16 protein-coding genes, 1 tRNA gene and 1 rRNA gene are annotated in these 25834 nt (G+C 71.8%); 13 read left to right on the top strand and 5 right to left on the bottom strand.

Going from position 1 to position 25834, the window contains the following annotated elements; genetic code table 11:
- Positions 1-142 precede the first annotated feature (142 nt).
- The 3 genes from rrf to ACZ6Y1_RS13765 all read left to right on the top strand — a co-directional run bounded on the left by rrf (position 143) and on the right by ACZ6Y1_RS13765 (position 732).
- Positions 143-259, top strand: a 5S ribosomal RNA gene (gene rrf, locus ACZ6Y1_RS13775).
- 5 nt (positions 260-264) lie between these two features.
- Positions 265-337: transfer RNA gene (locus ACZ6Y1_RS13770), tRNA-Thr, on the top strand.
- Positions 338-501: 164 nt separating this feature from the next.
- The gene (locus ACZ6Y1_RS13765) at positions 502-732 is read left to right on the top strand and encodes a hypothetical protein (protein WP_469627449.1); all 231 of its coding nucleotides are present in this window, start codon (positions 502-504) and stop codon (positions 730-732) included.
- Here ACZ6Y1_RS13765 and ACZ6Y1_RS13760 read toward each other — a convergent pair whose 3' ends face one another.
- On the bottom strand, positions 733-3318 hold the full coding sequence (locus tag ACZ6Y1_RS13760) for a SpoIIE family protein phosphatase (RefSeq protein WP_469627446.1): 2586 nt from the start codon (positions 3316-3318) through the stop codon (positions 733-735).
- Between the two features lie 168 nt (positions 3319-3486).
- On the opposite strand from ACZ6Y1_RS13760, the gene ACZ6Y1_RS13755 reads away from it, so the two are divergent.
- The 9 genes from ACZ6Y1_RS13755 to ACZ6Y1_RS13715 all read left to right on the top strand — a co-directional run bounded on the left by ACZ6Y1_RS13755 (position 3487) and on the right by ACZ6Y1_RS13715 (position 17665).
- The gene (locus ACZ6Y1_RS13755; RefSeq protein ID WP_469627443.1) at positions 3487-9000 is read left to right on the top strand and encodes a HAMP domain-containing protein; all 5514 of its coding nucleotides are present in this window, start codon (positions 3487-3489) and stop codon (positions 8998-9000) included.
- A 234-nt stretch (positions 9001-9234) separates the two neighbouring features.
- The gene (locus ACZ6Y1_RS13750; RefSeq protein WP_469627440.1) at positions 9235-9909 is read left to right on the top strand and encodes a response regulator; all 675 of its coding nucleotides are present in this window, start codon (positions 9235-9237) and stop codon (positions 9907-9909) included.
- A gap of 111 nt (positions 9910-10020) precedes the next feature.
- Complete coding sequence (locus tag ACZ6Y1_RS13745; protein WP_469627437.1) at positions 10021-12819, top strand: FtsK/SpoIIIE family DNA translocase; 2799 nt, start codon at positions 10021-10023, stop codon at positions 12817-12819.
- Between the two features lie 168 nt (positions 12820-12987).
- The gene (locus tag ACZ6Y1_RS13740) at positions 12988-13884 is read left to right on the top strand and encodes a helix-turn-helix domain-containing protein (RefSeq protein WP_469627434.1); all 897 of its coding nucleotides are present in this window, start codon (positions 12988-12990) and stop codon (positions 13882-13884) included.
- A 126-nt stretch (positions 13885-14010) separates the two neighbouring features.
- Positions 14011-15528 carry a 30S ribosomal protein S12 methylthiotransferase RimO gene (gene rimO / locus ACZ6Y1_RS13735; RefSeq protein ID WP_469627431.1) on the top strand — a complete coding sequence of 506 codons (1518 nt, stop codon included), beginning with the start codon at positions 14011-14013 and terminating at the stop codon, positions 15526-15528.
- Positions 15525-16181, top strand: a complete 657-nt coding sequence (pgsA, locus tag ACZ6Y1_RS13730; protein ID WP_376660632.1) for a CDP-diacylglycerol--glycerol-3-phosphate 3-phosphatidyltransferase — start codon at positions 15525-15527, stop codon at positions 16179-16181. Before rimO ends, pgsA begins: the two co-directional genes overlap by 4 nt.
- 65 nt (positions 16182-16246) lie before the next feature.
- Positions 16247-16747 (top strand): CinA family protein, encoded by a 501-nt coding sequence (locus tag ACZ6Y1_RS13725; protein ID WP_469627428.1) that lies wholly within the window; start codon positions 16247-16249, stop codon positions 16745-16747.
- Positions 16748-16856: 109 nt separating this feature from the next.
- Positions 16857-17234 (top strand): helix-turn-helix domain-containing protein, encoded by a 378-nt coding sequence (locus ACZ6Y1_RS13720; RefSeq protein ID WP_328927975.1) that lies wholly within the window; start codon positions 16857-16859, stop codon positions 17232-17234.
- 143 nt (positions 17235-17377) lie between these two features.
- Complete coding sequence (locus ACZ6Y1_RS13715) at positions 17378-17665, top strand: hypothetical protein (RefSeq protein WP_469627425.1); 288 nt, start codon at positions 17378-17380, stop codon at positions 17663-17665.
- On the opposite strand, the gene ACZ6Y1_RS13710 is transcribed toward ACZ6Y1_RS13715, so the two are convergent.
- Positions 17613-18383: an SDR family NAD(P)-dependent oxidoreductase gene (locus ACZ6Y1_RS13710; protein WP_469627422.1), complete on the bottom strand. Its 771-nt coding sequence runs from the start codon at positions 18381-18383 to the stop codon at positions 17613-17615. The genes ACZ6Y1_RS13715 and ACZ6Y1_RS13710 overlap by 53 nt on opposite strands.
- Positions 18384-18419: 36 nt before the next feature.
- Complete coding sequence (locus ACZ6Y1_RS13705; protein WP_469627419.1) at positions 18420-19220, bottom strand: Fpg/Nei family DNA glycosylase; 801 nt, start codon at positions 19218-19220, stop codon at positions 18420-18422.
- 194 nt (positions 19221-19414) lie between these two features.
- Here ACZ6Y1_RS13705 and ACZ6Y1_RS13700 point away from each other — a divergent pair, with 194 nt between their 5' ends.
- Positions 19415-20122: an NADPH-dependent F420 reductase gene (locus tag ACZ6Y1_RS13700; protein WP_469627416.1), complete on the top strand. Its 708-nt coding sequence runs from the start codon at positions 19415-19417 to the stop codon at positions 20120-20122.
- A 164-nt stretch (positions 20123-20286) separates the two neighbouring features.
- On the opposite strand, the gene ACZ6Y1_RS13695 is transcribed toward ACZ6Y1_RS13700, so the two are convergent.
- Positions 20287-20994: a hypothetical protein gene (locus ACZ6Y1_RS13695; RefSeq protein ID WP_469627413.1), complete on the bottom strand. Its 708-nt coding sequence runs from the start codon at positions 20992-20994 to the stop codon at positions 20287-20289.
- 194 nt (positions 20995-21188) lie between these two features.
- Positions 21189-25778, bottom strand: coding sequence for an ATP-dependent helicase (locus ACZ6Y1_RS13690; protein WP_469627410.1), 4590 nt, complete (start codon positions 25776-25778; stop codon positions 21189-21191).
- Positions 25779-25834: the final 56 nt, after the last annotated feature.

The raw sequence follows: 25834 nt of genomic DNA, 5'->3' as shown, positions 1-25834 counted from the left end.
CCAGATGTGGAAGCCCGGTAACGGGTGAAGCTGACTGGTACTAATAGGCCGAGGGCTTGTCCTCAGTTGCTCGCGTCCACTGTGTTAGTTCTGAAATAACGAACGGCTGTGATTACACACCAGCGTTCGAATTTCATAGTGTTTCGGTGGTCATAGCGTTAGGGAAACGCCCGGTTACATTCCGAACCCGGAAGCTAAGCCTTTCAGCGCCGATGGTACTGCAGGGGGGACCCTGTGGGAGAGTAGGACGCCGCCGAACAACCCGCCCTTTTAGCTCAGTCGGTAGAGCGTCTCCATGGTAAGGAGAAGGTCAACGGTTCGATTCCGTTAAAGGGCTTCGAATAAGAAAGGCCCCCGCCTGTTGGCGGGGGCCTTTCTGCGTTTGTGGGTCTGTGCGGTGCCTGTCAAGCCCCGACTTTCCGGGCCATGACCGGGGTCGCGCCTCGGGGCGCAATGGGATCACGGAAGCCCGAGCTCCTCGATCCGAGGAAGGACCCCCTCATGAGCGTGAACACCAACATCGCATTGATCCGACGTCTCGTCCTCCGGCTCGTGACGGCCCCGGCCGGCGCCGCAGGTGGCGGTTCCACGTCCTCGCCGGTGGCCTGCGAGTCGAACCCCGAGGCCGAGAGTGGCGGGCCGGGTCCCGGGGCGGCCTCCGTGCCCGCCTGGGCCTCGGAGATGGCCGCGCCGTCGTTCATGATCGTGTCGGCGCGGCTGCCGCGGCGGTGATCAGTCGCCCGTGCGCTGGTGGGGGACCCGGAAGGCGAGGATGGCCATGTCGTCCGAGGCGGGTTCCGCTGCGAAGCGTTCCACGGCCCGCAGGACGCGGGAGGCGACCGCGCCGGCGGTGAGGCCCGTGCAGGTGGTCAGGACCTCGGTGAGGCCGTCGTCGCCGAGCATCCGGGAACCCTCGCGGCGTTCCGTCACCCCGTCCGTGACGCAGAGCAGCACATCGCCCGGGTCGAGGGTCAGCGTCTGCTCGTAGAGGTCGAGGTCGTCGATGACACCCAGCAGGGGCTGGGGCTCCGCGGCCGGGAGGACCTCGCCGTTCGGGCGCAGGCGCAGCGGCAGCGGGTGACCCGCGCAGACGACCTTCATCAGGGCGCCGCCGTCCGGCTGGGGGTGCAGTTCGCCGTAGAGGAGGGTCAGGAAGCGGCTGCGGGCGCCCTCGTCGAGGATGGCCGCGTTCAGGCGCTGGAGGACGGCCGGGCCGCCGAGGCCTTCGCGGGCCAGGAGGCGCAGGGCGTGCCGGGCGAGGCCGGTGACCGCGGCCGCCTCGGGGCCCGTACCGCAGACGTCGCCGATGGCGAAGCCGTAAGCGCCGTCGCGGATGGGGAAGACGTCGTAGAAGTCGCCGCCCACCTCGTTGCCCTCGCCGGCGGCGCGGTAGATGACCTCGACCTCCATGCCGGGGATGGCGGGGGAGCCGGGCGGCAGCAGGCTGCGCTGGAGGGAGCGGCTGATCGCGGTGCGCTCGGAGTAGAGGCGGGCGTTGTCCAGGGCCAGGGCCGCCCGGCGGGACAGGTCCTCGGCGAGTTCGAGGATCTCCTGGCGGAAGTGCTCCTCGGACGGCTTGCCGAGGGTGAGGAGTCCGATGACGCGGTTGCGGGCCAGGAGCGGGAGGACCACGGTCTCGCCGCCCACGGCGAGGGAGGTCTCCGGCCAGGGCCGGGCGCCGGCCTCGCGGACCGGTTCGGGAGGGCTGACCCGGGAGAGCAGCGCCTTGAGGGCGTCGATGCGCTCCTCGTCCTCGTGGAGCACGTACGAGAGGTACGGGTCGGAGGACTGGTCGGCGATCGTGTAGACGGCGCACCAGGTGGCGAGGGTCGGGACGGTCATCTGGGCCATCAAGGCCAGCGTCTGGTCCCGGTCGAGGGTGCCGGCCAGCAGGTCGGAGGCCTCGACGAGGAAGGACAGGGAGCCGCGCCGCAGGCGCTCCAGCTCGCCGAGGCGGGCGGATTCCACGGCGAGGGCGATGCGGTCGGCGGCGAACTGGAGGCGCAGGGCCTCTTCGTTCGTGTAGCGGCCCGGAGCCTCGGCGGCCACGCCGAGGGAACCGGTGAGCCGGCCCTCGACCTTGAGGGGGACGGTGACCACGGATCGCATGCCGGTGGACTCCAGGAGTGGCACGGCCCCGGGGACGACGGCGAGGTCGTCGTGGACGGCGGGCATGCGGGCGGAGCCGTACCGGTTGGTGCCGGCCTCGACGGGGACGCGGGCGAACCGCTGGCGCGTGGAGGGCAGGCCGGTGGTGGCCCGGACCTCCAGCTCGGTTTCGTCGTCCGTCGCGAGGAGGAGGAAGGCGGAGTCGGCGTCGAGGAGGTCGCGGGCGCGTTCGACGGTGCGCTGGAGCAGGGAGTCGAGGTCGTCGGGGGCGGGAGAGCCGATGAAGACCTCGAAGGGGTCCACGGGGCGGGGCTCGGTGAGCTGGGCGGCGTCGCCGGCGGGTGCGCGGACCGGGGTCTGGAGCAGGGCGCGCTCGTCGTCGTGGACGAGGAGGCAGACGATGGACGGCTCGCCGTGGGCGTCGCGGACCCGCAGGTGGGAGGCGTAGACGGGGATGACGCGGCCGTCCGAGCCGCGGAGCCCGTAACTGCCCTCCCAGCGCGACAGGCGCAGGGCCTCGGCGATGCCGGTTCCGGTGCCGGGGGTCTGCGGCCAGGCGGCGAGCTCGGCGAGCGGGCGGCCCACGGTCTTCTCCGCGGGGTAGCCGAAGATGTGCTCGGCGTCCTCGTTCCAGGCGCTGATGCAGTCGGCGGAGTCGATCTGGAGGACGGCCACGCGGACCCGGCTGTCTGCGAGGGGGAGCAGCCGGTCGGGCACGACCGGGCCCGCGGAGCGGGTACCGACCGGCCGGTCCGGGAGGTCGAGGCGGAACCACACGTGCTTGTGGGTGGCCGTGTACTCGACGCCCCAGCGGGTGGCGAGGGCGGCGCAGAGCATCAGGCCGCGGCCGTTCTCGCGGTCGGGGTCGGCGTACGGGCGCTCGCCGGGGTGCTGGAGCGGGAGCTCGCGCTCCGGGTAACGGTCGGCGACCTCGACGCGCACCCCGTCCCCGGAGCGCAGGCACAGGACCTCGGCCCGGGTTCCGGCGTGGACCACGGCGTTCGTGACGAGCTCGCTGGTGAGGACCACAGCGTCGTCGATGATGTCCGAGAAGCCCCAGCCCTGCAGCGTGTCGCGGACGAACGCTCGAGCGGCGGCGACGGATCGCCCGACGGGATCGAAACTGGCAGCCGCCCGTGCCGTGATCACGAGTCTCCTTCGACGCGGTTGGACATCGAGTGCCAGGTTACTTACCTTCGCGGTCGGCATGGTGCCGTCGTCCGGGAATCCACCCGGAGGGTACGGCGGGTATGCGATGGTGCCGAAGTGTTATGGCCGGGTTCGGCCGGGGTGAAACACTGGGCAGGCTTGCGGAACCGGCTCGTGAGGAGTCAGGTGTCCGGTGGAACGGCGGTCGACCCTTTCGGGAGGGACACGGTGGAGTCTGGCGCAGCGGTGCGGCGTACAGGGACGCGGCCGAAGGGCGGGCGTCCGCGGCGCGGCGACACGACCGAAGTCGATACCGCCGCTCTCAACCGGCTGCTCACGGCCCTGGTGTCGATGCGGGACGGGAACTTCCGCAAGCGGCTGACGGTGTCCGGCGAAGGCGTGATGGCGGAGATCGCCGCCGTCTACAACGAGGTCGCCGACCGCAACCTGCACCTGACGGGGGAGCTCTCCCGGGTCCGGCGCATGGTGGGCCGCGAGGGCAAGCTCAGCGAACGGCTGGAAACAGGCGCCTGCGAGGGGTCCTGGGCGGCCGCGATCGACGCCTCGAACCAGCTCGTGGACGACCTGGCGCGGCCGGTGTCCGAGGTGGGCCGGGTGCTGTCGGCGGTGGCCGAGGGTGACCTCGACCAGCGGATGGACCTGCGCACGCAGGTCTCCGAGGGGGTGGGGCATCCGCTGCGCGGGGAGTTCCTGCGGGTCGGGCGCACGGTCAACAACCTGGTCGACCAGCTGTCCGCGTTCACCGACGAGGTGACGCGCGTGGCGCTGGAGGTGGGTACCGAGGGCAAGCTCGGCGGTCAGGCCCAGGTGCGCGGAATGTCCGGCTCCTGGAAGGATCTGACCGACTCCGTCAACACGATGGCGTACCGGCTGACCGCTCAGGTGCGTGACATCGCCCTCGTCACGACGGCGGTCGCCAAGGGCGATCTGTCGCGCAAGGTCACGGTGCACGTGGCCGGCGAGATGCTGCAGCTGAAGAACACCGTCAACACGATGGTGGACCAGCTGTCCTCCTTCTCCTCCGAGGTGACCCGCGTCGCGCGCGAGGTCGGTACGGAGGGCGAGCTGGGCGGTCAGGCGAAGGTGCCCGGGGTCGCGGGCGTGTGGAAGGACCTGACCGACTCCGTCAACACCATGGCCGGCAACCTGACGGCCCAGGTGCGCGGCATCGCGCAGGTGACGACGGCGGTTGCGAACGGCGACCTGTCGCAGAAGGTACGGGTGAGCGCCCGGGGCGAGGTCGCGCAGCTGGCCGAAACGATCAACCAGATGACCGAAACGCTGCGGACGTTCGCGGACGAGGTCACGCGCGTGGCGAGCGAGGTCGGCGCCAAGGGCCTGCTCGGCGGCCAGGCGCAGGTGCCGGGGGCGGCGGGCACGTGGAAGGACCTCACCGACTCGGTGAACACGGTCTTCCGTAACCTCACCACACAGGTGCGGGACATCGCGCAGGTGACGACGGCGGTCGCCAACGGCGACCTGTCGCAGAAGGTCACGGTCGACGTGGCCGGCGAGATGCTGGAGTTGAAGAACACCGTCAACACGATGGTGGACCAGCTCCAGTCCTTCGGCGCCGAAGTGACGCGCGTGGCCCGTGAGGTCGGCGTCGAGGGTGAACTGGGCGGCCAGGCACAGGTACCGGGCGCGGCGGGCACGTGGAAGGACCTCACCGACTCGGTGAACACGGCCTTCCGCAACCTCACCGGCCAGGTCCGCAACATCGCGCAGGTGACGACGGCGGTCGCCAACGGCGACCTGTCCCAGAAGGTCACCGTGGACGTCTCCGGCGAGATGCTCCAGCTGAAGAACACCGTCAACACGATGGTGGACCAGCTGTCCTCCTTCGCCGACCAGGTCACGCGGATGGCGCGGGACGTGGGCACGGAGGGCCGGCTGGGCGGTCAGGCGAGGGTCGAGGGGGTTTCCGGCACGTGGAAGGAGCTCACCGACTCCGTCAACTTCATGGCCGGCAACCTGACGTCCCAGGTGCGCCAGATCGCCCAGGTCACCACCGCCGTGGCGCGCGGTGACCTGTCGCAGAAGATCGACGTGGACGCGCGCGGCGAGATCCTGGAGCTGAAGAACACCATCAACACGATGGTCGACCAGCTCTCCGCCTTCGCGGAGCAGGTGACCCGGGTGGCCCGGGACGTGGGCACGGAAGGCCGGCTCGGCGGGCAGGCACAGGTGCCGGGCGTGGCCGGTGTGTGGCGCGACCTGACGGACTCGGTGAACGGCATGGCCGGGAACCTGACCTCGCAGGTGCGCAACATCGCGCAGGTCGCCACGGCGGTGGCGCGCGGTGACCTGTCGCAGAAGATCGACGTGGACGCGCGCGGTGAGATCCTGGAGCTGAAGAACACCCTCAACACCATGGTCGACCAGCTCTCGAACTTCGCGGAGCAGGTGACCCGGGTGGCCCGCGAGGTGGGCACGGAGGGCATCCTGGGCGGTCAGGCCGAGGTGAAGGGCGTCTCCGGCACCTGGAAGGACCTCACCCAGTCCGTCAACTTCATGGCGAACAACCTGACCTCGCAGGTGCGCAACATCGCCGAGGTGACGACCGCCGTCGCCATGGGCGATCTGTCGAAGAAGATCACCGTCGACGCCAAGGGCGAGATCCTCGAGCTGGTGACCACCGTGAACACGATGGTCGACCAGCTGTCCTCCTTCGCGGAGCAGGTGACCCGGGTGGCCCGCGAGGTGGGTTCCGAGGGCATCCTGGGCGGTCAGGCACGGGTGCGCGGCGTGACCGGCATCTGGAAGGACCTGACCGACAACGTCAACCTGATGGCCAACAACCTGACCTCGCAGGTGCGCAACATCTCCCAGGTCTCGGCGGCGGTGGCCAACGGCGATCTGACGAAGAAGGTCACGGTCGAGGCGCGCGGCGAGGTCGCCCAGCTCGCCGACACGGTCAACACGATGGTGAAGACCCTCTCCTCGTTCGCGGACGAGGTCACGCGCGTGGCGCGGGAGGTGGGCACGGAGGGCCGCCTTGGCGGTCAGGCGCACGTGCCGGGCGTCTCGGGGACCTGGAAGGACCTCACCGACTCGGTGAACTTCATGGCCTCCAACCTCACCGGGCAGGTGCGGCAGATCGCCATGGTCACGACCGCCATCGCCAAGGGCGACATGACCAAGAAGATCGACATCGACGCGCGCGGCGAGATCCTGGAGCTGAAGACCACCATCAACACGATGGTCGACCAGCTGTCCTCCTTCGCCGACCAGGTCACCCGCGTCGCCCGCGAGGTGGGCACGGAGGGCATCCTGGGCGGCCAGGCGCGCGTCCGGGACGTCGACGGCACCTGGCGGGACCTGACGGAGTCGGTGAACGAGATGGCCGGGAACCTGACCCGGCAGGTACGCGCGATCGCGGCGGTGGCGACGGCGGTGACCCGCGGCGACCTGAGCCTGAAGGTCGACGTGGACGCGGCGGGCGAGATCCAGGTCCTCCAGGACAACATCAACACGATGATCGTCAACCTGCGCGACACCACCCTGGCCAACAAGGAGCAGGACTGGCTCAAGGGCAACCTGGCCCGGATCTCGGCCCTGATGCAGGGCCGGCGCGAGCTCGACGACGTGGCCTCGCTGATCATGAGCGAGCTGACGCCCGTGGTCTCCGCCCAGCACGGCGCCTTCTTCCTGGCGGTGCCGGCCGGCGGCACCACCGAGATCGGGACGGAGGGCGGCACGGACGGCTCGTACGAGCTGCGGATGCGCGGGAGCTACGCGTACGCCGGTGGCCAAGTGCCCACCTCCTTCCGGCCGGGGGAGGGGCTGATCGGCACGGTCGCCGAGGAGAAGCGGACGATCCTCGTCGAGAACACCCCGCCCGGCTACCTGAAGATCTCCTCGGGTCTCGGCGAGGCGCCGCCGGCGCACGTGATCGTGCTGCCGGTGCTCTTCGAGGGGAAGCTGCTCGGCGTCATCGAGCTCGCCTCCTTCACCCCGTTCACGCAGATCCAGAAGGACTTCCTCAGCCAGATCGCCGAGATGATCGGCACCAGCGTCAACACGATCAGCGTCAACTCCAAGACGGAGATGCTGCTCAAGCAGTCCCAGGAGATGACCGAGCAGCTGCGCGAGCGGTCCGACGAACTGGAGAACCGGCAGAAGGCCCTCCAGGCCGCCAACGCGGAGCTGGAGGAGAAGGCCGAGCTGCTGGCCCGGCAGAACCGGGACATCGAGGTGAAGAACACCGAGATCGAGGAGGCCCGGCAGGTCCTGGAGGAGCGTGCCGAGCAGCTCGCGGTCTCGATGCGTTACAAGTCCGAGTTCCTGGCGAACATGTCGCACGAGCTGCGGACCCCGCTCAACTCGCTGCTGATCCTGGCGAAGCTGCTCGCCGACAACGCGGACGAGAACCTCTCGCCGAAGCAGGTGGAGTTCGCCGAGACCATCCACGGCGCGGGCTCCGACCTGCTCCAGCTGATCAACGACATCCTCGACCTGTCGAAGGTCGAGGCGGGCAAGATGGACGTCTCGCCGACCAGGATCGCGCTCGTGCAGCTGGTCGACTACGTGGAGGCCACCTTCCGTCCGCTGACCGCGGAGAAGGGCCTGGACTTCTCGGTGCGGGTCTCGCCGGAGCTGCCGGCGACCCTGCACACGGACGAGCAGCGGCTGCTGCAGGTGCTGCGCAACCTGCTGTCGAACGCGGTGAAGTTCACCGACACCGGGGCGGTGGAGCTGGTGATCCGGCCCGCCGGGTCCGACGTGCCGACGGCGATCCGGGAGCAGCTGCTGGAGGCCGGTTCGCTGCGGGACGCGGACGCCGACCTGATCGCCTTCTCGGTGACCGACACCGGCATCGGGATCGCGGCGAGCAAGATGCTGGTGATCTTCGAGGCGTTCAAGCAGGCCGACGGGACGACCAGCCGCAAGTACGGCGGCACGGGCCTGGGCCTGTCGATCAGCCGGGAGATCGCCCGGCTGCTCGGCGGTGAGATCCACGCGGCCAGCGAGCCCGGCCGCGGGTCCACCTTCACGCTGTACCTGCCGCTGCACCCGAGCGAGCTGCCCCCGCAGGGGTACGCGCCGCCCACGCCCGGCGGCGCCCGCGGCGAGCTGTACCGCAGGCCGGCCGACGGGTCGCGGCCCGTACTGCCGCAGGCTCCGGCCGCGGCCGTCCCCGTACCGGCCGCGCAGGCGCAGCAGGCACGGCCGGGGCTGCCGGCCGCCGGGCCGGCGGGGCAGGGCTCCTCGGCGCTGTTCCGGCGGCGGCGCAAGAGCCTGCCCGAGCCGCTGCCGCGGACGGAGGTGCCGGGCCAGCCGGACGCCGACGCGACGTGGGGCGTGGAGGAGGCGCTCCCGGCCCCGCCGCGGGCGTACGACTTCCGGGGCGAGCGGGTGCTGATCGTGGACGACGACGTACGCAACGTCTTCGCGCTGACGAGCGTGCTGGAACAGCACGGGCTGGCGGTGCTCTACGCCGAGAACGGGCGGGAGGGCATCGAGGTCCTGGAGCAGCACGACGACGTGACCGTGGTGCTGATGGACATCATGATGCCGGAGATGGACGGGTACGCGACGACGGCCGCGATCCGGCAGATGCCGCAGTTCGAGGGGCTGCCCATCATCGCGCTCACCGCCAAGGCGATGAAGGGCGACCGGGAGAAGGCGATCGAGTCGGGTGCGTCCGACTACGTCACCAAGCCGGTCGAGCCCGACTACCTACTGTCGGTCATGGAAGGGCATATGCGCGGAAAGTGATCAATGCACGGATGTGATCGGGCGGCGCAGAGGGAACCTTCTGCCCTCCCACCACGTTTCCGCATCGTGCACAGTGACATCTTGGTGACAGGGTGTGGCGATCTCGGGACTGGGGCTACGATGACCGGCACAAGGACGGACGGCGTAAGGATGCCGTCCTCTGGGGCGGGGCCCGGCGGACAGGCCGGAGCCTTGAGCCGGGGAGGCCCCATGCCGGGGCGAGGAGGACAGGGCATGGTGCAGAAGGCCAAGATCCTCCTGGTCGACGACCGGCCGGAGAATCTGCTGGCGTTGGAGGCCATCCTCTCCGCGCTCGATCAGACACTGGTCAGGGCGTCGTCGGGGGAGGAGGCGCTCAAAGCGCTGCTGACGGACGATTTCGCGGTCATCCTGCTGGATGTGCAGATGCCGGGAATGGACGGTTTCGAAACGGCCGCGCACATCAAGCGGCGGGAACGGACCCGGGACATCCCGATCATCTTCCTCACCGCGATCAACCACGGTCCGCACCACACCTTCCGCGGCTACGCGGCCGGTGCGGTGGACTACATCTCCAAGCCCTTCGACCCGTGGGTGCTGCGGGCCAAGGTCTCGGTCTTCGTGGAGCTGTACACCAAGAACTGCAAGCTGCGCGAGCAGGCGGCGCTGCTGCGCCTCCAGTTGGAGGGCGGCGGTTCCAACGGCGACGGCAGCAAGGAGACGGCCGGGCTGCTGGCCGAGCTCTCCGCGCGGCTCGCGGCGGTCGAGGAGCAGGCCGAGGCGCTGACCAAGCAGCTCGGCGAGGATGCGGCCGATGCGGGCGTGGTGGCGACCGCGGCGCACCTGGAGCGCAAGCTCACCGGACTGCGCAGGGCCCTGGACGCGCTGGAGCCCGGGACGGGCGGAGCGGTGCTGCCCGCACAGGGCTGAGGCTTCGTCAGGGCTGGTGGGGCGTCAAAGCGCCTACGGGGCACGCGACACGAACGGGTGAAGGGGTGGGCACGCGTGTCCACCGGGGCGCGCACCGGTAACCTCGGCACCATGGCCTCAAGTACGTCCGGCAAGGGTTCCCAGAGCACCGCGGGCACCGCGAAGAGCCGCAACGGCCGTACGACGGGGCCGGCGAAGAAGGCGGCTCCCGCGCGCAAACCGCCCGCGAAGAAGGCCGCGGCGGCCAAGCGCGCCCCGGTCAGGAAGGTCGCGGCCAAGCCCGCGCCCTCTCCGACCGGGGGCGTGGTGCGGCTGGTGCGCGCCCTGTGGCTCGGCTGCGCGCACGCGGTCGGCGCGGTCTTCCGCGGGATCGGGAACGGGGCCAGGAACCTCGACCCCGCCCACCGCAAGGACGGCGTCGCGCTGCTGCTGCTCGCCCTCGCGCTGATCGTCGCCGCCGGAACCTGGTCGAATCTGAGCGGGCCCGTCGGGGACCTGGTCACCATGCTGATCACCGGCGCCTTCGGGCGGCTGGACCTGCTCGTGCCGATCCTGCTCGGCGTGATGGCGGTACGTTTCATCCGCCACCCCGAACAGTCCGACGCCAACGGCCGCATCGGCGTCGGCCTCACCGCCCTCGTCATCGGCGTGCTCGGCCTGGTCCACATCGCCTGCGGTGCCCCCGGCCGCGACGAGGGCACCACCGCCATGCAGAACGCGGGCGGCCTCATCGGCTGGGGCGCCTCGAAGCCGCTGATCTTCACCATGGGCGCGCCGCTGGCCGTGCCCATGCTGGTGCTGCTCACCGTGTTCGGGCTGCTCGTGGTCACCGCGACCCCGGTCAACGCGATCCCGCAGCGGCTGCGCCGGCTCGGCATCCGCCTCGGGATCATCGCCCCGAACGAGTACGACGAGGGCTACGGGGACCAGGAGGACGGGGCTCCGGCCCGGCGCGACCGGCAGGACCGTCATGACGCCGAGCAGTGGCGGGCCCGTACGGGCGCGGCCGCCGGCGATCCCGCGGACGCCGCCGAGGAGGAGGCGCTGGCCCGGCGCCGCCGGCCGCGCAGGGCCCGGCCGGGCATGGAGCGGGAGATGGACGCCGTGGACGTGGCCGCCGCGGCCGCCGCGGCGCTGGACGGGGTGGTGTACGGCGGGCTGCCGCCCTCCCCCCTCGTCGCCGACCTCACCCAGGGGATCACGCCCGAGCGGGACGGCGCCGAGATCACCGCTCCCGTGCCGCCCGCCCGCGAGGAGGGCCCCGTACCGCAGGCCGCTCCCGCCGAGGCGCCGCGCGCCGAAGCGCCCCGCACCGAAGCGCCGCACGCCACCACCGCAGCGGCTTCCGGGACGCTGTCGGTGCCCGACCTGACCAAGGCCCCGCCCGAGCCCCAGCCGCTGCCGCCGCGCGCCGAACAGCTCCAGCTGCGCGGCGACATCACGTATGCCCTGCCCTCGCTCGACCTGCTGGAGAAGGGCGGGCCCGGCAAGACCCGCAGTGCCGCCAACGACGCGGTCGTCGCCTCGCTGCGCAACGTGTTCACCGAGTTCAAGGTCGACGCGGACGTCACCGGCTTCACCCGGGGCCCGACCGTCACCCGGTACGAGGTCACGCTGGGTGCGGCCGTCAAGGTCGAGCGGATCACCGCGCTGACGAAGAACATCGCGTACGCGGTGGCCTCCCCGGACGTGCGCATCATCAGTCCGATCCCGGGCAAGTCGGCGGTCGGCATCGAGATCCCGAACACCGACCGGGAGATGGTCAACCTCGGCGACGTGCTGCGCCTCGCGGACGCGGCCGAGGACGACCACCCGATGCTGGTGGCGCTCGGCAAGGACGTCGAGGGCGGCTACGTCATGGCCAACCTCGCGAAGATGCCGCACGTGCTGGTGGCCGGCGCGACCGGCTCCGGCAAGTCCTCCTGCATCAACTGCCTGATCACCTCGATCATGGTCCGGGCCACGCCGGAGGACGTGCGGATGGTCCTCGTCGACCCCAAGCGGGTCGAGCTGACCGCGTACGAAGGCATCCCGCACCTCATCACGCCGATCATCACCAACCCCAAGCGGGCTGCCGAGGCCCTCCAGTGGGTCGTGCGCGAGATGGACCTGCGCTACGACGACCTGGCGGCCTTCGGCTACCGGCACATCGACGACTTCAACCAGGCGATCCGGGACGGCAAGATCAAGCTGCCGCCGGGCAGCGAGCGCGAGCTCAGCCCCTACCCGTACCTGCTGGTGATCGTCGACGAGCTGGCCGACCTGATGATGGTGGCCCCGCGCGACGTCGAGGACTCGATCGTCCGCATCACCCAGCTGGCCCGCGCGGCCGGCATCCATCTGGTGCTCGCGACGCAGCGGCCCTCGGTGGACGTGGTGACGGGCCTGATCAAGGCCAACGTGCCCTCGCGGCTGGCCTTCGCGACCTCCTCGCTGGCCGACAGCCGGGTCATCCTCGACCAGCCGGGCGCGGAGAAGCTCATCGGCAAGGGCGACGGGCTGTTCCTGCCGATGGGCGCGAACAAGCCCGTCCGCCTCCAGGGCGCCTTCGTCACCGAGGACGAGATCGCCGGGATCGTGCAGCACTGCAAGGACCAGATGGCGCCCGTCTTCCGGGACGACGTCACCGTCGGGCAGAAGCAGAAGAAGGAGATCGACGAGGACATCGGCGACGACCTGGACCTGCTGTGCCAGGCGGCGGAGCTGGTGGTCTCGACCCAGTTCGGTTCGACCTCGATGCTCCAGCGCAAGCTGCGGGTGGGGTTCGCCAAAGCCGGCCGGCTCATGGACCTGATGGAGTCGCGGGGGATCGTCGGCCCGAGCGAGGGTTCGAAGGCGCGCGACGTGCTGCTCAAGGCCGACGAGCTGGACGCCGTGCTCGCCGTCATCCGCGGCGAGACCGGACCGTAAGCAAACGGCGGGCAACCGTTTCCCCCGGCCCCGCGTCAAGTTGAACGGAGGGAAGCTTCCCTCGCCATTCGGATGGCGTAGGAAGTGCACCCTCCGGTTGCTCCACCCTTTCGTCACCCCCCTAGACTGGTCATCCAGCAGGTGGCTACACGCTCGAAAGGCGCCCTCGTGTCCATCGGCAACTCCAACTCCCCCGAAGAGAAGCGGCCTTCGACCGACGACCGGTCCGAGGACCGCATCGTCGAACGTACCGTCGAAGGACCGTCCATCGGGACGGCCCTCAAGAAGGCCCGGATCGCCGCCGGGCTGACAGTCGACGAGGTCAGTTCCACCACCCGCGTGCGCATCCCGATCGTGCACGCGATCGAAGAGGACGATTTCACGCGGTGCGGCGGCGACGTCTACGCCCGCGGTCACATCCGTACGCTCGCCCGCGCAGTGCACCTCGATCCGGCACCCCTGGTCGAGGCCTACGACGCGGCCCACGGCGGCCGGCCGGCACCCACCCCCGCCGCGCCGATGTTCGAAGCCGAGCGGATCCGCCCCGAGCGGCAGCGGCCCAACTGGACCGCCGCCATGGTGGCAGCCATCGTCGCCGTGATCGGCTTCGTCGGCTTCACCGCCTTCAGTGGCGGCGACGAGAAGGGCAAGCGGCCCGTGGCGGAAGGTTCCGCCTCGCCGAAGCCCGCACCCAAGCAGAGCGCTGGAAAGCCCGCCGTCCAGCCCCAGCAGACCCCGCAGGCGCCCAAGCCGGAGCCTTCGGACAGCGCCATCGCCGCGGCACCGAAGGACCTCGTCACGGTCGTCCTGACGGCCGAGAAGGGCGAGAGCTGGATCTCCGCGAAGGACCACAGCGGCCGGCTGCTCTTCGACGGCACCCTCGCGCAGGGCGAGTCGAAGACCTTCACGGACAAGGAGTCCGTCGACCTCGTGCTCGGCGACGCCGGGGCCGTGAAGCTGTTCGTGAACGGCAAGGAGATCAAGGACGACTTCCAGCCGGGCCAGGTGGAACGTCTCACATACACCAAGCAGGACCCGCTCCAGAATCAGCCCCAGGCGGGCTGAGCCCTGGCCGCCCTAGGGCGGAACGCTTCGATCCGGATCCCCGGGGTGCCCTTCCGCACCCCGGGGATCTTGATGTAAGGGGACTTGGGGCCGGGGCCGGCGCCGGGACGAAGTAGTCTTGAGTCCATGCCCGAACGCCGTACCGTCGCCCTTGTCACTCTTGGCTGCGCCCGTAACGAGGTGGACTCGGAGGAGCTCGCAGGCCGCTTGGCGGCGGATGGCTGGGAGCTCGTCGAGGACGCCGCCGATGCGGACGTAGCCGTCGTCAACACCTGTGGCTTCGTCGAAGCCGCCAAGAAGGACTCCGTAGACGCACTCCTGGAAGCCAACGATCTCAAGGATCACGGCAGGACCCAGGCCGTCGTCGCCGTCGGCTGCATGGCCGAGCGCTACGGCAAGGAACTCGCCGAAGCGCTCCCCGAGGCCGACGGAGTCCTCGGTTTCGACGACTACGCCGACATCTCCAACCGCCTCCAGACCATCCTCAGCGGTGGCAGCGTCGAGGCCCACACCCCGCGCGACCGCCGCAAGCTGCTGCCGATCAGCCCCGCCGAGCGCCAGGACACCGCCGTGGCCCTGCCGGGCCACGCCCAGGCTGCGTCCGCTGAGCCGACTCCGTCGGCGGGCGCCCCCTCGGACCTCCCCGAGGGCCTCGCGCCCGCCTCCGGGCCGCGCGCCCCGCTGCGCCGCCGCCTCGACAAGAGCCCCGTGGCCTCGGTCAAGCTGGCCTCCGGCTGCGACCGGCGCTGCTCCTTCTGCGCCATCCCGTCCTTCCGCGGCTCGTTCATCTCCCGCCGCCCCAGCGACGTGCTGGGCGAGACGCGCTGGCTCGCCGAGCAGGGCGTCAAGGAGATCATGCTGGTCTCCGAGAACAACACCTCGTACGGCAAGGACCTCGGCGACATCCGCCTGCTGGAGACCCTGCTGCCCGAGCTCGCCGCCGTGGACGGCATCGAGCGGGTCCGCGTCAGCTACCTCCAGCCCGCGGAGATGCGCCCGGGCCTGATCGACGTACTGACCTCGACCCCCAAGGTCGTGCCGTACTTCGACCTGTCCTTCCAGCACTCCGCCCCCGACGTGCTGCGCGCCATGCGCCGCTTCGGTGACACCGACCGCTTCCTGGAGCTGCTGGACACCATCCGCTCCAAGGCCCCGCTGGCCGGCGTCCGGTCCAACTTCATCGTCGGCTTCCCCGGAGAGACGGAAGGCGACTTCGCCGAGCTGGAGCGTTTCCTCACCCACGCCCGCCTCGACGCCATCGGCGTCTTCGGCTACTCGGACGAGGACGGCACCGAGGCCGTCGGTTACGAGAACAAGCTGGACGAGGACACGATCGCCGAGCGCCTCGCGCACATGCAGCGGCTCGCCGAGGAGCTCACCTCGCAGCGCGCGGAGGAGCGGATCGGAGAGACCCTGGAGGTGCTCGTCGAATCCGTCGAGCCCGTCGGCGGCGACGACGAGGACGAGGTCGGCGCCTACGGCCGTGCCGCGCACCAGGCGCCGGAGACCGACGGCCAGGTCGTCTTCACGGACAGCACGGGCCTGGTCCCCGGGAGTATCGTCACGGCGAAGGTGGTCGGCACCCTGGGTGTGGACCTCGTGGCCGAGCCGCTGGGCCTGGAACTCGAGGAGGCGGCCGGATGACCGGAGTCCCGGCATCTGCGGCGGGCGGGACCGGCCGCCGGCCCGCGCCCGGCGCGAAGCTGGGGGCGGCGGCCGTCAATCAGGCCAGCCTGTGGAACATCGCCAACATCCTGACGATGATCAGGCTCGTCCTCGTGCCGGGATTCGTCCTCCTGCTGCTGGCCGACGGCGGGTACGACCCCGCCTGGCGGGCGTGGGCGTGGGCGGCGTTCGCCGTCGCCATGATCACGGACATCTTCGACGGGCACCTGGCCCGCACGTACAACCTGGTCACGGACTTCGGGAAGATCGCCGACCCGATCGCCGACAAGGCGATCATGGGGTCCGCGCTGATCTGCCTGTCCTGGCTGGGCGACCTGCCCTGGTGGGTGACCGGGGTGATCCTGGGCCGGGAGCTCGGGATCACGCTGATGCGTTTCTGGGTGATCCGCTACGGAGTGATTCCGGCCAGCCGGGGCGGCAAGATGAAGACCCTCGCCCAGGGCACGGCGGTGGGCATGTACGTGCTCGCGCTGACCGGGGCGCTGGCGACGATGCGCTTCTGGGTGATGGCGCTGGCCGTGGTGCTGACCGTGCTCACCGGTCTGGACTACATCCGGCAGGCGGTCGTACTGCGCCGCAAGGGCCTCGCGGCGGAGCGGGCCGCGGCGTGACCGGGGTGGCGGGGGAGGGCACCGGGAGTTCCGAGAGGGCGGAATCCGGTGCGGGTGCCGTCGCGGTGGCGACGGAGGTATTGCGACTGCTCGCGGAGAGTGACCAGACCCTCGCCGTCGCGGAGTCGCTGACCGGCGGCATGGTGGCCGCCGAGCTCACGGCCGTCCCCGGGGCCTCCCGGTCCTTCCGCGGCTCGGTCACGGCGTACGCCACGGAGCTCAAGCACCGGGTCCTGGGAGTGGACGCGGGGCTGCTCGCGGCCGAAGGTGCGGTGAACGCGCAGGTCGCGCAGGAGATGGCGGCCGGAGTACGGCGGGCGCTCGGCGCCTCGTGGGGGATCGCGACCACCGGAGTGGCCGGTCCCGACCCGCAGGACGGGCAGCCGGTGGGCACCGTCTTCGTCGCTGTGGACGGTCCGGCGGGCAGGAAAACGGCTCGGCTGAGGTTGAACGGCTCCCGGGCGGAAATCCGTAGGGAGAGTGCACGCACAGTGCTCGAACTTCTTTCAAGCCAACTCCGTGAGAATGCGCGGAGGCAGGATACGGAACAGAACGGGGGGATTTGATGTTTGCAGCCCTGAGTGAACACGACATCGCTCCCCGCACGGCCGCGGCGCGAGGCGGTACGGTGGGGCGTGAAGGATGCGGCTACACGGTCAGAGGAGGGAGCCACCGATGATTCTGCTCCGTCGCCTGCTGGGTGACGTGCTGCGTCGGCAGCGCCAGCGCCAGGGCCGTACTCTGCGCGAAGTCTCCTCGTCGGCCCGAGTTTCGCTCGGCTATCTCTCCGAGGTGGAGCGGGGGCAGAAGGAGGCATCCTCCGAGCTGCTCTCCGCGATCTGCGACGCGTTGGACGTACGGATGTCCGAGTTGATGCGCGAAGTCAGCGACGAACTGTCGCTGGCCGAGCTGGCACAGTCGGCCGCGGCAAGCGAACCGGTGAGTGTACCGGTACGCCCGATGCTCAATTCGGTCTCCATGACTTCGGTCGCGGGTCCGGAGCGGGTGACCATCAAGGCGCCTGCGGAAGCGGTGAATGTCGTAGCCGCGTGAGCGAGCACGTCGGTTCGTGAGTGTGGCCGGAGCCCCGGCCGGCGCCTGATGCGCCGGCCGGGGCTCCCGGCCGTTCTGGGTGCGGGCGCGCGGGGGGTGCGGGAGGATGGGGCCGTCCGGGTCCCGGCCCCTGGGAGGCAGCCGTGCGGCGGTTACCGCGACTGCCTGTGGCGCTGGCCCTCACCGTGGGGCTGCTGTGGTGGTGGGCCGTACTGCGGCTGGTGCTCGCCCCGGCGCAGGCCGGGCCCGTGGAGGGCGCGGTGGCCCTGGGCGGATGGGGGCTGGGTCTGCTGCCGGTGCACTGCGTGCCGCGCCCGGTGCGCAGGGCCCGGCCGGGCCCCTCGGACGCCGCAGGGGAGTCCGCTACCAGCCAGTCCGCTACCAGGGCATCGACACCCCACCGTTCGGCCGAAGGATCTGGCCCGTCATGAAGGACGAGGCGTCCGACGCCAGGTAGAGCACGGCCTGGGCGATGTCCTCCGGCTCGCCGACCCGGCGCAGCGGGGACATGCGGACCATCATCGCCTCGGTCTGTTCCTGCACCTCGGGGCTGTGCCGGCCGGTCATCGGGGTGCGGATCCAGCCGGGTGCGACCGCGTTCACCCGGATCCCGTGCGGGCCGGCCTCGGTGGCGAGGGTCTTGGTCAGCTGGACCACCGCCGCCTTGGCGGCGCTGTAGCACAGCAGGCCGGGCTGGGCGGCGTCCACGGCGCCGGAGGCCATCGTGACGATGGAACCGGCCCGGCCCGCCGCGATCATGGCGCGGGCGGCCTCCTGGCAGGTGCGCAGGACCCCCTTGAAGTTGATGTCGAGGACCCGGTCGAGATCCTCGTCGGCCGTCTCCAGGACGCTGCTGCTGTGCATGATCCCGGCGATCGCGGCGGCGATGTCGAGCGGCCCGGCCGCTGCGACGGCGGCGCGGAGGGCGGCCCGGTCGGTGACGTCGAGGGGGTGCACGGTGGCGCCGCCGCCGGCCTTGGCGACGAGGCCGGCCGTTTCGGCGAGGCCCTCCTCGTCGCGGTCCGCGCAGTGCACGTGCGCGCCCGCCCCCGCGAGGAGGACGGCGGTGGCCCGGCCTATGCCGCTGGCGGCGCCGGTGACCAGGGCGGTGCGGCCGGTGAGGTCGTACGAGGCTGTGGGTGTGGGCATGCCGGGACCGTACGAGCGGATCTGACGATGCGTCAACTAGGCGGTGGGGCCGGATTGGCAGCGCGGGCACCAGTACGTGGGCCGGCCGTCCTGCGGGGCCTCCCGGACGGGGGTGCCGCAGCGCAGGCAGGGCGCGTGCGCGCGTCCGTACACGAACAGCTCCTGGCCGGGGCGGCGGCTGCCGGTGGTGTTGCGGCGCCGGAAGGTGTCGCCGACGTTGGCGGCGAGCAGGCGGTGCGCGGCGGCGGCCAGCCGGGGGAGCGTGGTCTCGGGGTCGGGCAGGGCGGCGACCGGGGTCCACGGGGTGACCTGGGCGAGGAAGCAGAGCTCGGCCTTGTAGATGTTGCCGATGCCGGCGAGGTTGCGCTGGTCCAGCAGGGCCTCGCCGAGGGGGCGCGCGGGGTCCGAGAGGAGGTTGGCGGCGGCGCGGGCGGGGTCCCAGTCCGGGCCGAGGAGATCGGGGCCGAGGTGGCCCACGGCGCGGTCCTCCTCGGCGGTGCGGATCAGTTCCAGCACGGGCAGGCGGTAGCCGACGGCCGTGTGCCCGACGGTGCCGAGGACCGCCCGGATCTCGTAGTCGGGGCCGCCGCGCCAGCGCTCGCCCGCGGGGAACACGTGCCAGGCGCCGTCCATCCTGAGGTGGCTGTGCAGGGTGAGGCCGCCCTCGAAACGGGTGAGGAGGTGCTTGCCGCGGGGCGTCACGTCGAGGGTGAGGCGGCCGGTGAGGTCGGCCGTGGCGAAGCGCGGGACGCGCAGGTCGCTGCGGGTGAGGGGCTTCCCCGCCAGGGCCGCGTGCAGCCGGTCCGCGACGCGGCGGACGCTGTCTCCTTCGGGCATGCCCCCATTGTCCGCCTCCGGCGGGGCCGGCGTGGGCTCCGGCGCCGGCGGGCGGGGAGCGGGCGGCTCGCGCGGCGGGATCGGCCAGGTGGGGGACGCGTACCGGGCGGGCCCGTGTGTCCGGCCTCGGACGGGGCGGATTCCTCGCGAGGCTCTGCCTACGGGGAGCCGCCAGCGCAGAACGGAGCATCCGCATGAAGGTCGCAGTTCTCGGCACCGGCGGTGGAGGTCGCGCCCACGCGGCCCGGCTGCTGGAGCTCGGTCACCGGGTGTTCGTCGGAACCCGGGACACCCGGGTGACGCTCGGCCGTTCCGAACCCGACTTCATGGGCATCGATCCCTTCGGGCAGTGGGCCGCCGCGTACCCGGACATCGAGCTCATGAATTTCGAGGCGGCCGCGGCGGCGGCCGACTTCGTCATCAACGGCATCGACGGCGCCAGCGCGGTGAAGGTGCTCGGCGGGATCGGCCGGCAGCTGGCCGGGAAGACCCTGATGGACTACGCCGTCCCGTTCGTCTACAACCCCGAGCAGGCCCACCCGTGGCCCACCCCCTGGGGGGTGATGCCCGCGCTGGACCCCGTGGACCACGACAGCCTGGGGGAGCGGATCCAGCGCGCCGTCCCGGCGGCCCGGGTGGTCAAGGCCTGTGTCACCCAGGAGCAGCAGACCGCCGTCGACCCGCGGTCCGTGGCGGGCGGGGACCACACGATGTTCGTCGCGGGCGACCACGAGGACGCCAAGGCGGAGGTCACCGCCCTGCTGCGGGCCTACGGCTGGCAGGACGTGCTCGACCTCGGCCCGCTCGTCTGCTCGCGGGGCATGGAGATGTACTCCCACCTGCACAGCGCGATCCAGTTCGCACTCGGCGGCGCCCGGTTCGGCATCAAGGTGATGCGCTGACGGGGAGTCCGCGCGCGAGCGGGTGAGCCTTGCGGCGCTCCGAGCCGCCGTGACGCGGCGGGCCCTCGCGGCGCGGAGAGCCCCCGCGAAGGGGAGAGCCCCCGCGACGGGGTGCCGTCGCGGGGGCTCGCGGTGGGATGACGGAGGGCCTGTCGGCCGCCCCGTTACTTCCAGGTGAGCTCCTTGCCCTTGCTCATGTACGGGTTGTTCCAGTACTGGGCGCCGGACACCTTCGTCTGCGCGGACGGGGCCAGCGCGATGGCGCACTCCTGCTGCGTCTGGCCGTTGGTGAAGCCCTTCGGCAGCGACTCCTCCTTGCACTTCTCGAACTTGCCGATGACCGACACGCCCTGCGCCTCGCTGCCGTCCCCGAGCAGGCCCTTCATGTGGCCGACCGAGGTGAACGACAGGTCCACGGTGCCGACGTTCTTGACCGTGTAGCGGACGTAGTAGGGGATCATCCCCTTGACCTTGTCGCCGAGGTTCAGCGGCGCCAGGTCGGCGGGGTTGCCCTGCTCGACGGCGGTGACGGTCAGGGCGATGGTGCCGCCCTTGGTGTTGCCGGAGTCGAACGGGACCGTCGCGGTCTCACCGATCTTGAAGGCCTGGCCGGGCTTCGCCACGGCACCCGCCGCGCCGCCCGCGCCGCCCGCGCCACCCGGGGCCTCGCTGTAGCCGCCCGCGGGAGAGCTGGCCGCGCCGCTCGGGGCCTCGCTGTAGCCGCCGGCCGAGGGGCTGGCCGGGGCGGCCGAGCTCGGAGCGGCCGCGCCCGTGTCCTCGTTCCCGTTCTTGCAGCCCGTCAGGGCCATGGTGCCGGCGACCGCGAGACCGACGGCGACCAGGGTGGACTTGCGCATGCTGATGCTGCTCACTTCTCTTCTCCCCCATGACTGTGCATCGTCAACGCGATGCCTGTGATCATCTTTGTAAGCGATGAATAAGTGCCTCTGCCAGTCCGGGAGTCGGTCGGCGACGGTCCTGTGACATGCCCAAGACATTCGAGGCCCTCCCGATACCCGGCTGCCGCCTTCGGCCTGCCGTCACGCCATTTCACGCCGTCACGCCGTCACGAGCGCATGCGCAGACCTCTCGGGGTGGCGTGGAAGCCGGCCGACTCCAGGGCGGGCCCCCAGGGGGACGTCAGGGAGGCGGCGGCGTTGATCCGCTCCACCGTGAGCGCCGGGACGGTGCCCGTACGGGAAGCCGAGGCGAGCGCCTCCAACGCGGCCGCCAGACGCGGGTCGGAGGCCTCCGGCCAGACCAACAGGGTCTTGCCGCCGCGCTCCAGATACAGCGTCAGCTCGCCGTCCACCAGGACCACCAGGGAGCCCGCCTTCCGGCCCGGCTTGTGGCTCGCCCCGGCCGGCGGCTCCGGCCAGGGCAGCGCCGCACCGTACGCGTTCGCCGGATCCGCGGCGGCCAGCACCACCGCCGCCAGCGGGGGCGGCGTGCGCTCGGCCGCGCGGAGCCGGTCCACCGCGCCGTCCATCGCGAACTGGGCCGCGCCCAGCCCCTCGACCACATAACCCCGCCGGGCCTGCCCGCTGTCCTCGAAGGCCGACAGGACGCGGTACACCGCGCTGAAGCCCCCTTCCACGCCCTCCGCCGCCACCGCGCCCCGCGTCACCACCCCGTGGCGGTCCAGCAGGGTGCGCGCCAGGGCGTGGGCGCGGTGCGTCGGGTCGGGGGCCTGGGACGGCAGCAGCGACCAGCGGCCCGAGACCGTGGGCGGGCCCGTACGGGACACGGTCGCGCTCAGCGTGCCGTACCGGCCGCGCGGCACCGTCCGCCGCGCCCGGTGGGCCGTCGAGCCCGCCGTGCGGCCCGAGCCCAGCAGGGAGCGCAGCGGGGCCAGCGTGTCGTTCGTGAGCCGGCCCGACCAGGCCAGATCCCAGACGGCCGAGGACAGGTCCAGGTCCGAGGCCTCGGGATGCCGGTCGCGGACCAGCTGGGTGAGCTGGCGGAAGAACAGCCCGTACCCGCCGGCCAGGGCGTCCAGCACCGCCTGGTGCAGCGGGGTCAGCTCCAGCGGGTGCGGCGGCGGCAGCAGCAGCGGGGCCGCCTCCGCCAGGTAGAGGGAGACCCAGCCGTCCTTGCCCGGCAGGGCCCCGGCGCCCGCCCACACCACCTCGCCGCTGGTCGTGAGCTCGTCCAGCAGGGCCGGTGAGTACCCCGTGACCCGCGACGGGAGGATCAGCCGCTCCAGCGCGGACGCCGGGACCGGCGCGCCCTGCAGCTGCTCGACCGCACGGGCCAGTCCGTCGATGCCGCGCAGGGCCCCGCCCAGGTGCTGCCACTGCGGCAGGAACGTGGCCAGCGAGGTCGGCGGTACGGGCTCCACCTCCTGCCGCAGCGCCGCCAGCGAACGCCGCCGGAGCCGGCGCAGCACCGCCGCGTCGCACCACTCCTGCCCGATGCCCGCCGGATGGAACTCGCCCTGCACCACCCGGCCCGCCGCCGCGAGCCGGTTCAGCGCGCCCTCGGTCACCGCCGGGCCCAGCCCGAAGCGCGCGGCCACGACGGCCGTGGTGAACGGCCCGTGGGTGCGCGCGTACCGGGCGAGCAGATCACCCAGGGGATCCTTGACCGGCTCGGTGAAGGCCTCCGGCACACCCACCGGCAGCGCCGTGCCCAGCGCGTCCCGCAGCCGGCCCGCGTCCTCGATCGCCGCCCAGTGGTCCGCGCCGCCGATCCGGACCCGGATCGCGCGCCGGGCCGCCGCCAGGCCCGGCGCCCAGCCCGGATCCGCGCCGCGCGCCGCCAGCTCCGCATCGGTCAGGGGCCCCAGCAGCCGCAGCAGATCGGCCACCGACTCGGCGTCCTTGGCCCGCCGCTCCTCGGTGAGCCACTGCAGCTCCCGCTCCAGCTCCTCCAGCACCTGCGCGTCGAGCAGCTCGCGCAGCTCCGCCTGTCCGAGCAGCTCGGCCAGCAGCCGGGAGTCCAGCGACAGCGCCGCCGCCCTGCGCTCGGCGAGCGGCGAGTCACCCTCGTACAGGAACTGGGCGACGTACCCGAAGAGCAGGGACCGCGCGAACGGCGACGGCTCCGCAGTGGTGACCTCCACCAGCCGGACCCGCCGCGCCTCGATGTCGCCCATCAGCTCGGTCAGCCCGGGCACGTCGAAGACGTCCTGCAGGCATTCCCGTACGGCTTCCAGCACGATCGGGAACGATCCGAACTCCGAGGCCACCTGCAGCAGTTGCGACGCGCGCTGCCGCTGCTGCCACAGCGGGGTCCGCTTGCCCGGACTGCGGCGCGGCAGCAGCAGGGCGCGGGCCGCGCACTCGCGGAAACGGGAGGCGAACAGGGCGGAACCGCCCACCTGGTCGGTGACGATCTGGTTGACGTCCCCGTGGTCGAAGGCGACGTCGGCCGCGCCCAGGGGGGCCTGCTCGTCGTCGAACTCGAAGGAGGCGGGAGCGGAGGGATCGTGGTCCAGCAGGTCCATCGACAGCAGGTCCGCATCCGGCAGGCGCAGCACGATCCCGTCGTCCGCATGCATCACCTGCGCGTCCATGCCGTACTTCTCGGCGAGCCGGGCGCCCAGCGCCAGCGCCCAGGGGGCGTGCACCTGCGCGCCGAACGGCGAATGCACCACGACCCGCCAGTCGCCCAGCTCGTCGCGGAAGCGCTCCACCACGATCGTCCGGTCGTCCGGCACGTGCCCGCACGCCTCGCGCTGCTCGCTCAGATACGCCAGCACGTTCTCCGCGGCCCAGGCGTCCAGGCCGGCCGCCAGCAGCCGCAGCCGCGCGTCCTCACCGGACAGACCGCCCAGCTCGCGCAGGAACGCACCGACCGCGCGGCCCAGTTCGAGCGGGCGGCCCAGCTGGTCGCCCTTCCAGAACGGCAGCCGGCCCGGCACCCCGGGGGCGGGCGTCACCAGGACCCGGTCGCGGGTGATGTCCTCGATCCGCCAGGAGGTGGTGCCCAGCGTGAAGACATCACCGACGCGGGACTCGTAGACCATCTCCTCATCGAGCTCGCCGACCCGGCCGCCGCCCTTCTTCGGGTCGGAGCCCGCCAGGAACACCCCGAACAGGCCCCGGTCCGGGATGGTGCCCCCGGAGGTGACCGCGAGCCGCTGGGCCCCCGGCCGCCCCGTGACCGTCCCCGCGACGCGGTCCCACACCACCCGCGGTCTCAGCTCGGCGAACGCGTCCGACGGATAGCGGCCCGCCAGCATGTCCAGCACCGCCGTGAACGCCGACTCGGGCAGCGCCGCGAACGGGGCCGCCCGCCGCACCAAGGCGAGCAGGTCGTCGAGCTGCCAGGTGTCCATCGCGGTCATCGCGACCAGCTGCTGCGCGAGCACGTCGAGCGGATTGGACGGAATGCGCAGGGACTCGATCGCACCGGTGCGCATCCGCTCGGTGACCACCGCCGCCTGCACCAGGTCGCCCCGGTACTTGGGGAACACCACCCCTGTGGAGACCGCGCCGACCTGGTGACCGGCCCGGCCCACCCGCTGCAGCCCCGAGGCCACCGAGGGCGGCGACTCCACCTGCACCACCAGGTCCACCGCGCCCATGTCGATGCCCAGCTCCAGGCTGGAAGTGGCGACCACGGCGGGCAGCCGGCCCGCCTTCAGGTCCTCCTCCACCAGGGCCCGCTGCTCCTTGGAGACCGAACCGTGGTGCGCGCGGGCCAGCAGCGGCGGCGCGCCGTGCGCGGCCCCCGACTGCGCCATGACCTCGGCCGGCGGCGCGCCCTCCGGCAGGCGCTCGCCCATCGCCCGCTCGTACCCGATCTCGTTCAGCCGGTTGCACAGCCGCTCCGCGAGACGGCGGGAATTGGCGAACACGATCGTCGAACGGTGCGACTGCACCAGATCCGCGATGCGCTCCTCCACATGCGGCCAGATCGACGGCTTGTCCCCGCCCTCCTTGCCCTCGCTCGCCGGGGAGCCGCCCAACTCGCCCATGTCCTGCACCGGGACGACCACCGAGAGGTCGAACTCCTTGGCGGACGGCGGCTGGACGATCTCCACCTTGCCGCGCGGCGCCAGGTACCGGGCCACCTCGTCCACCGGCCGGACCGTCGCCGACAGCCCGATCCGGCGGGCCGGGCGCGGCAGCAGCTCGTCCAACCGCTCCAGCGACAGCGCGAGGTGCGCCCCGCGCTTCGTGCCCGCGACGGCGTGGACCTCGTCCAGGATCACCGTCTCGATCCCGGAGAGCGCCTCGCGCGCCGACGACGTCAGCATCAGGAACAGCGACTCGGGCGTCGTGATCAGGATGTCCGGCGGACGGGTGGCCAGCGCCCGGCGCTCGGCGGGCGGGGTGTCGCCCGAACGGATCCCGACCCGGATCTCCGGCTCGGCCAGCCCCAGCCGCACCGACTCCTGGCGGATGCCCGTCAGCGGACTGCGCAGATTGCGCTCCACGTCCACGGCGAGGGCCTTCAGCGGAGACACGTACAGCACCCGGCAGCGCTTGCGCGGCTCGGCGGGCGGCGGGGTCGAGGCCAGCTGGTCGAGCGCGGCGAGGAACGCGGCCAGCGTCTTGCCGGAGCCGGTGGGCGCGACGACGAGCACGTCCGACCCCTCCGAGATGGCCCGCCAGGCGCCCTCCTGGGCGGAGGTCGGCCTGACGAAGGCCCCCGTGAACCAGGAGCGGGTCGCGGGGGAGAACGAATCGAGCGCGGAGCCGGACATGCCCCCATCGTGCACCCCGCCACTGACAACGGGCCGGACCTGGGGAAACACCCCCG

This window comes from Streptomyces sp. NPDC053432 (assembly GCF_055585365.1).
Note: the sequence above shows the minus strand (reverse complement) of the source record. Positions and strands in the feature narration are given on the sequence as shown.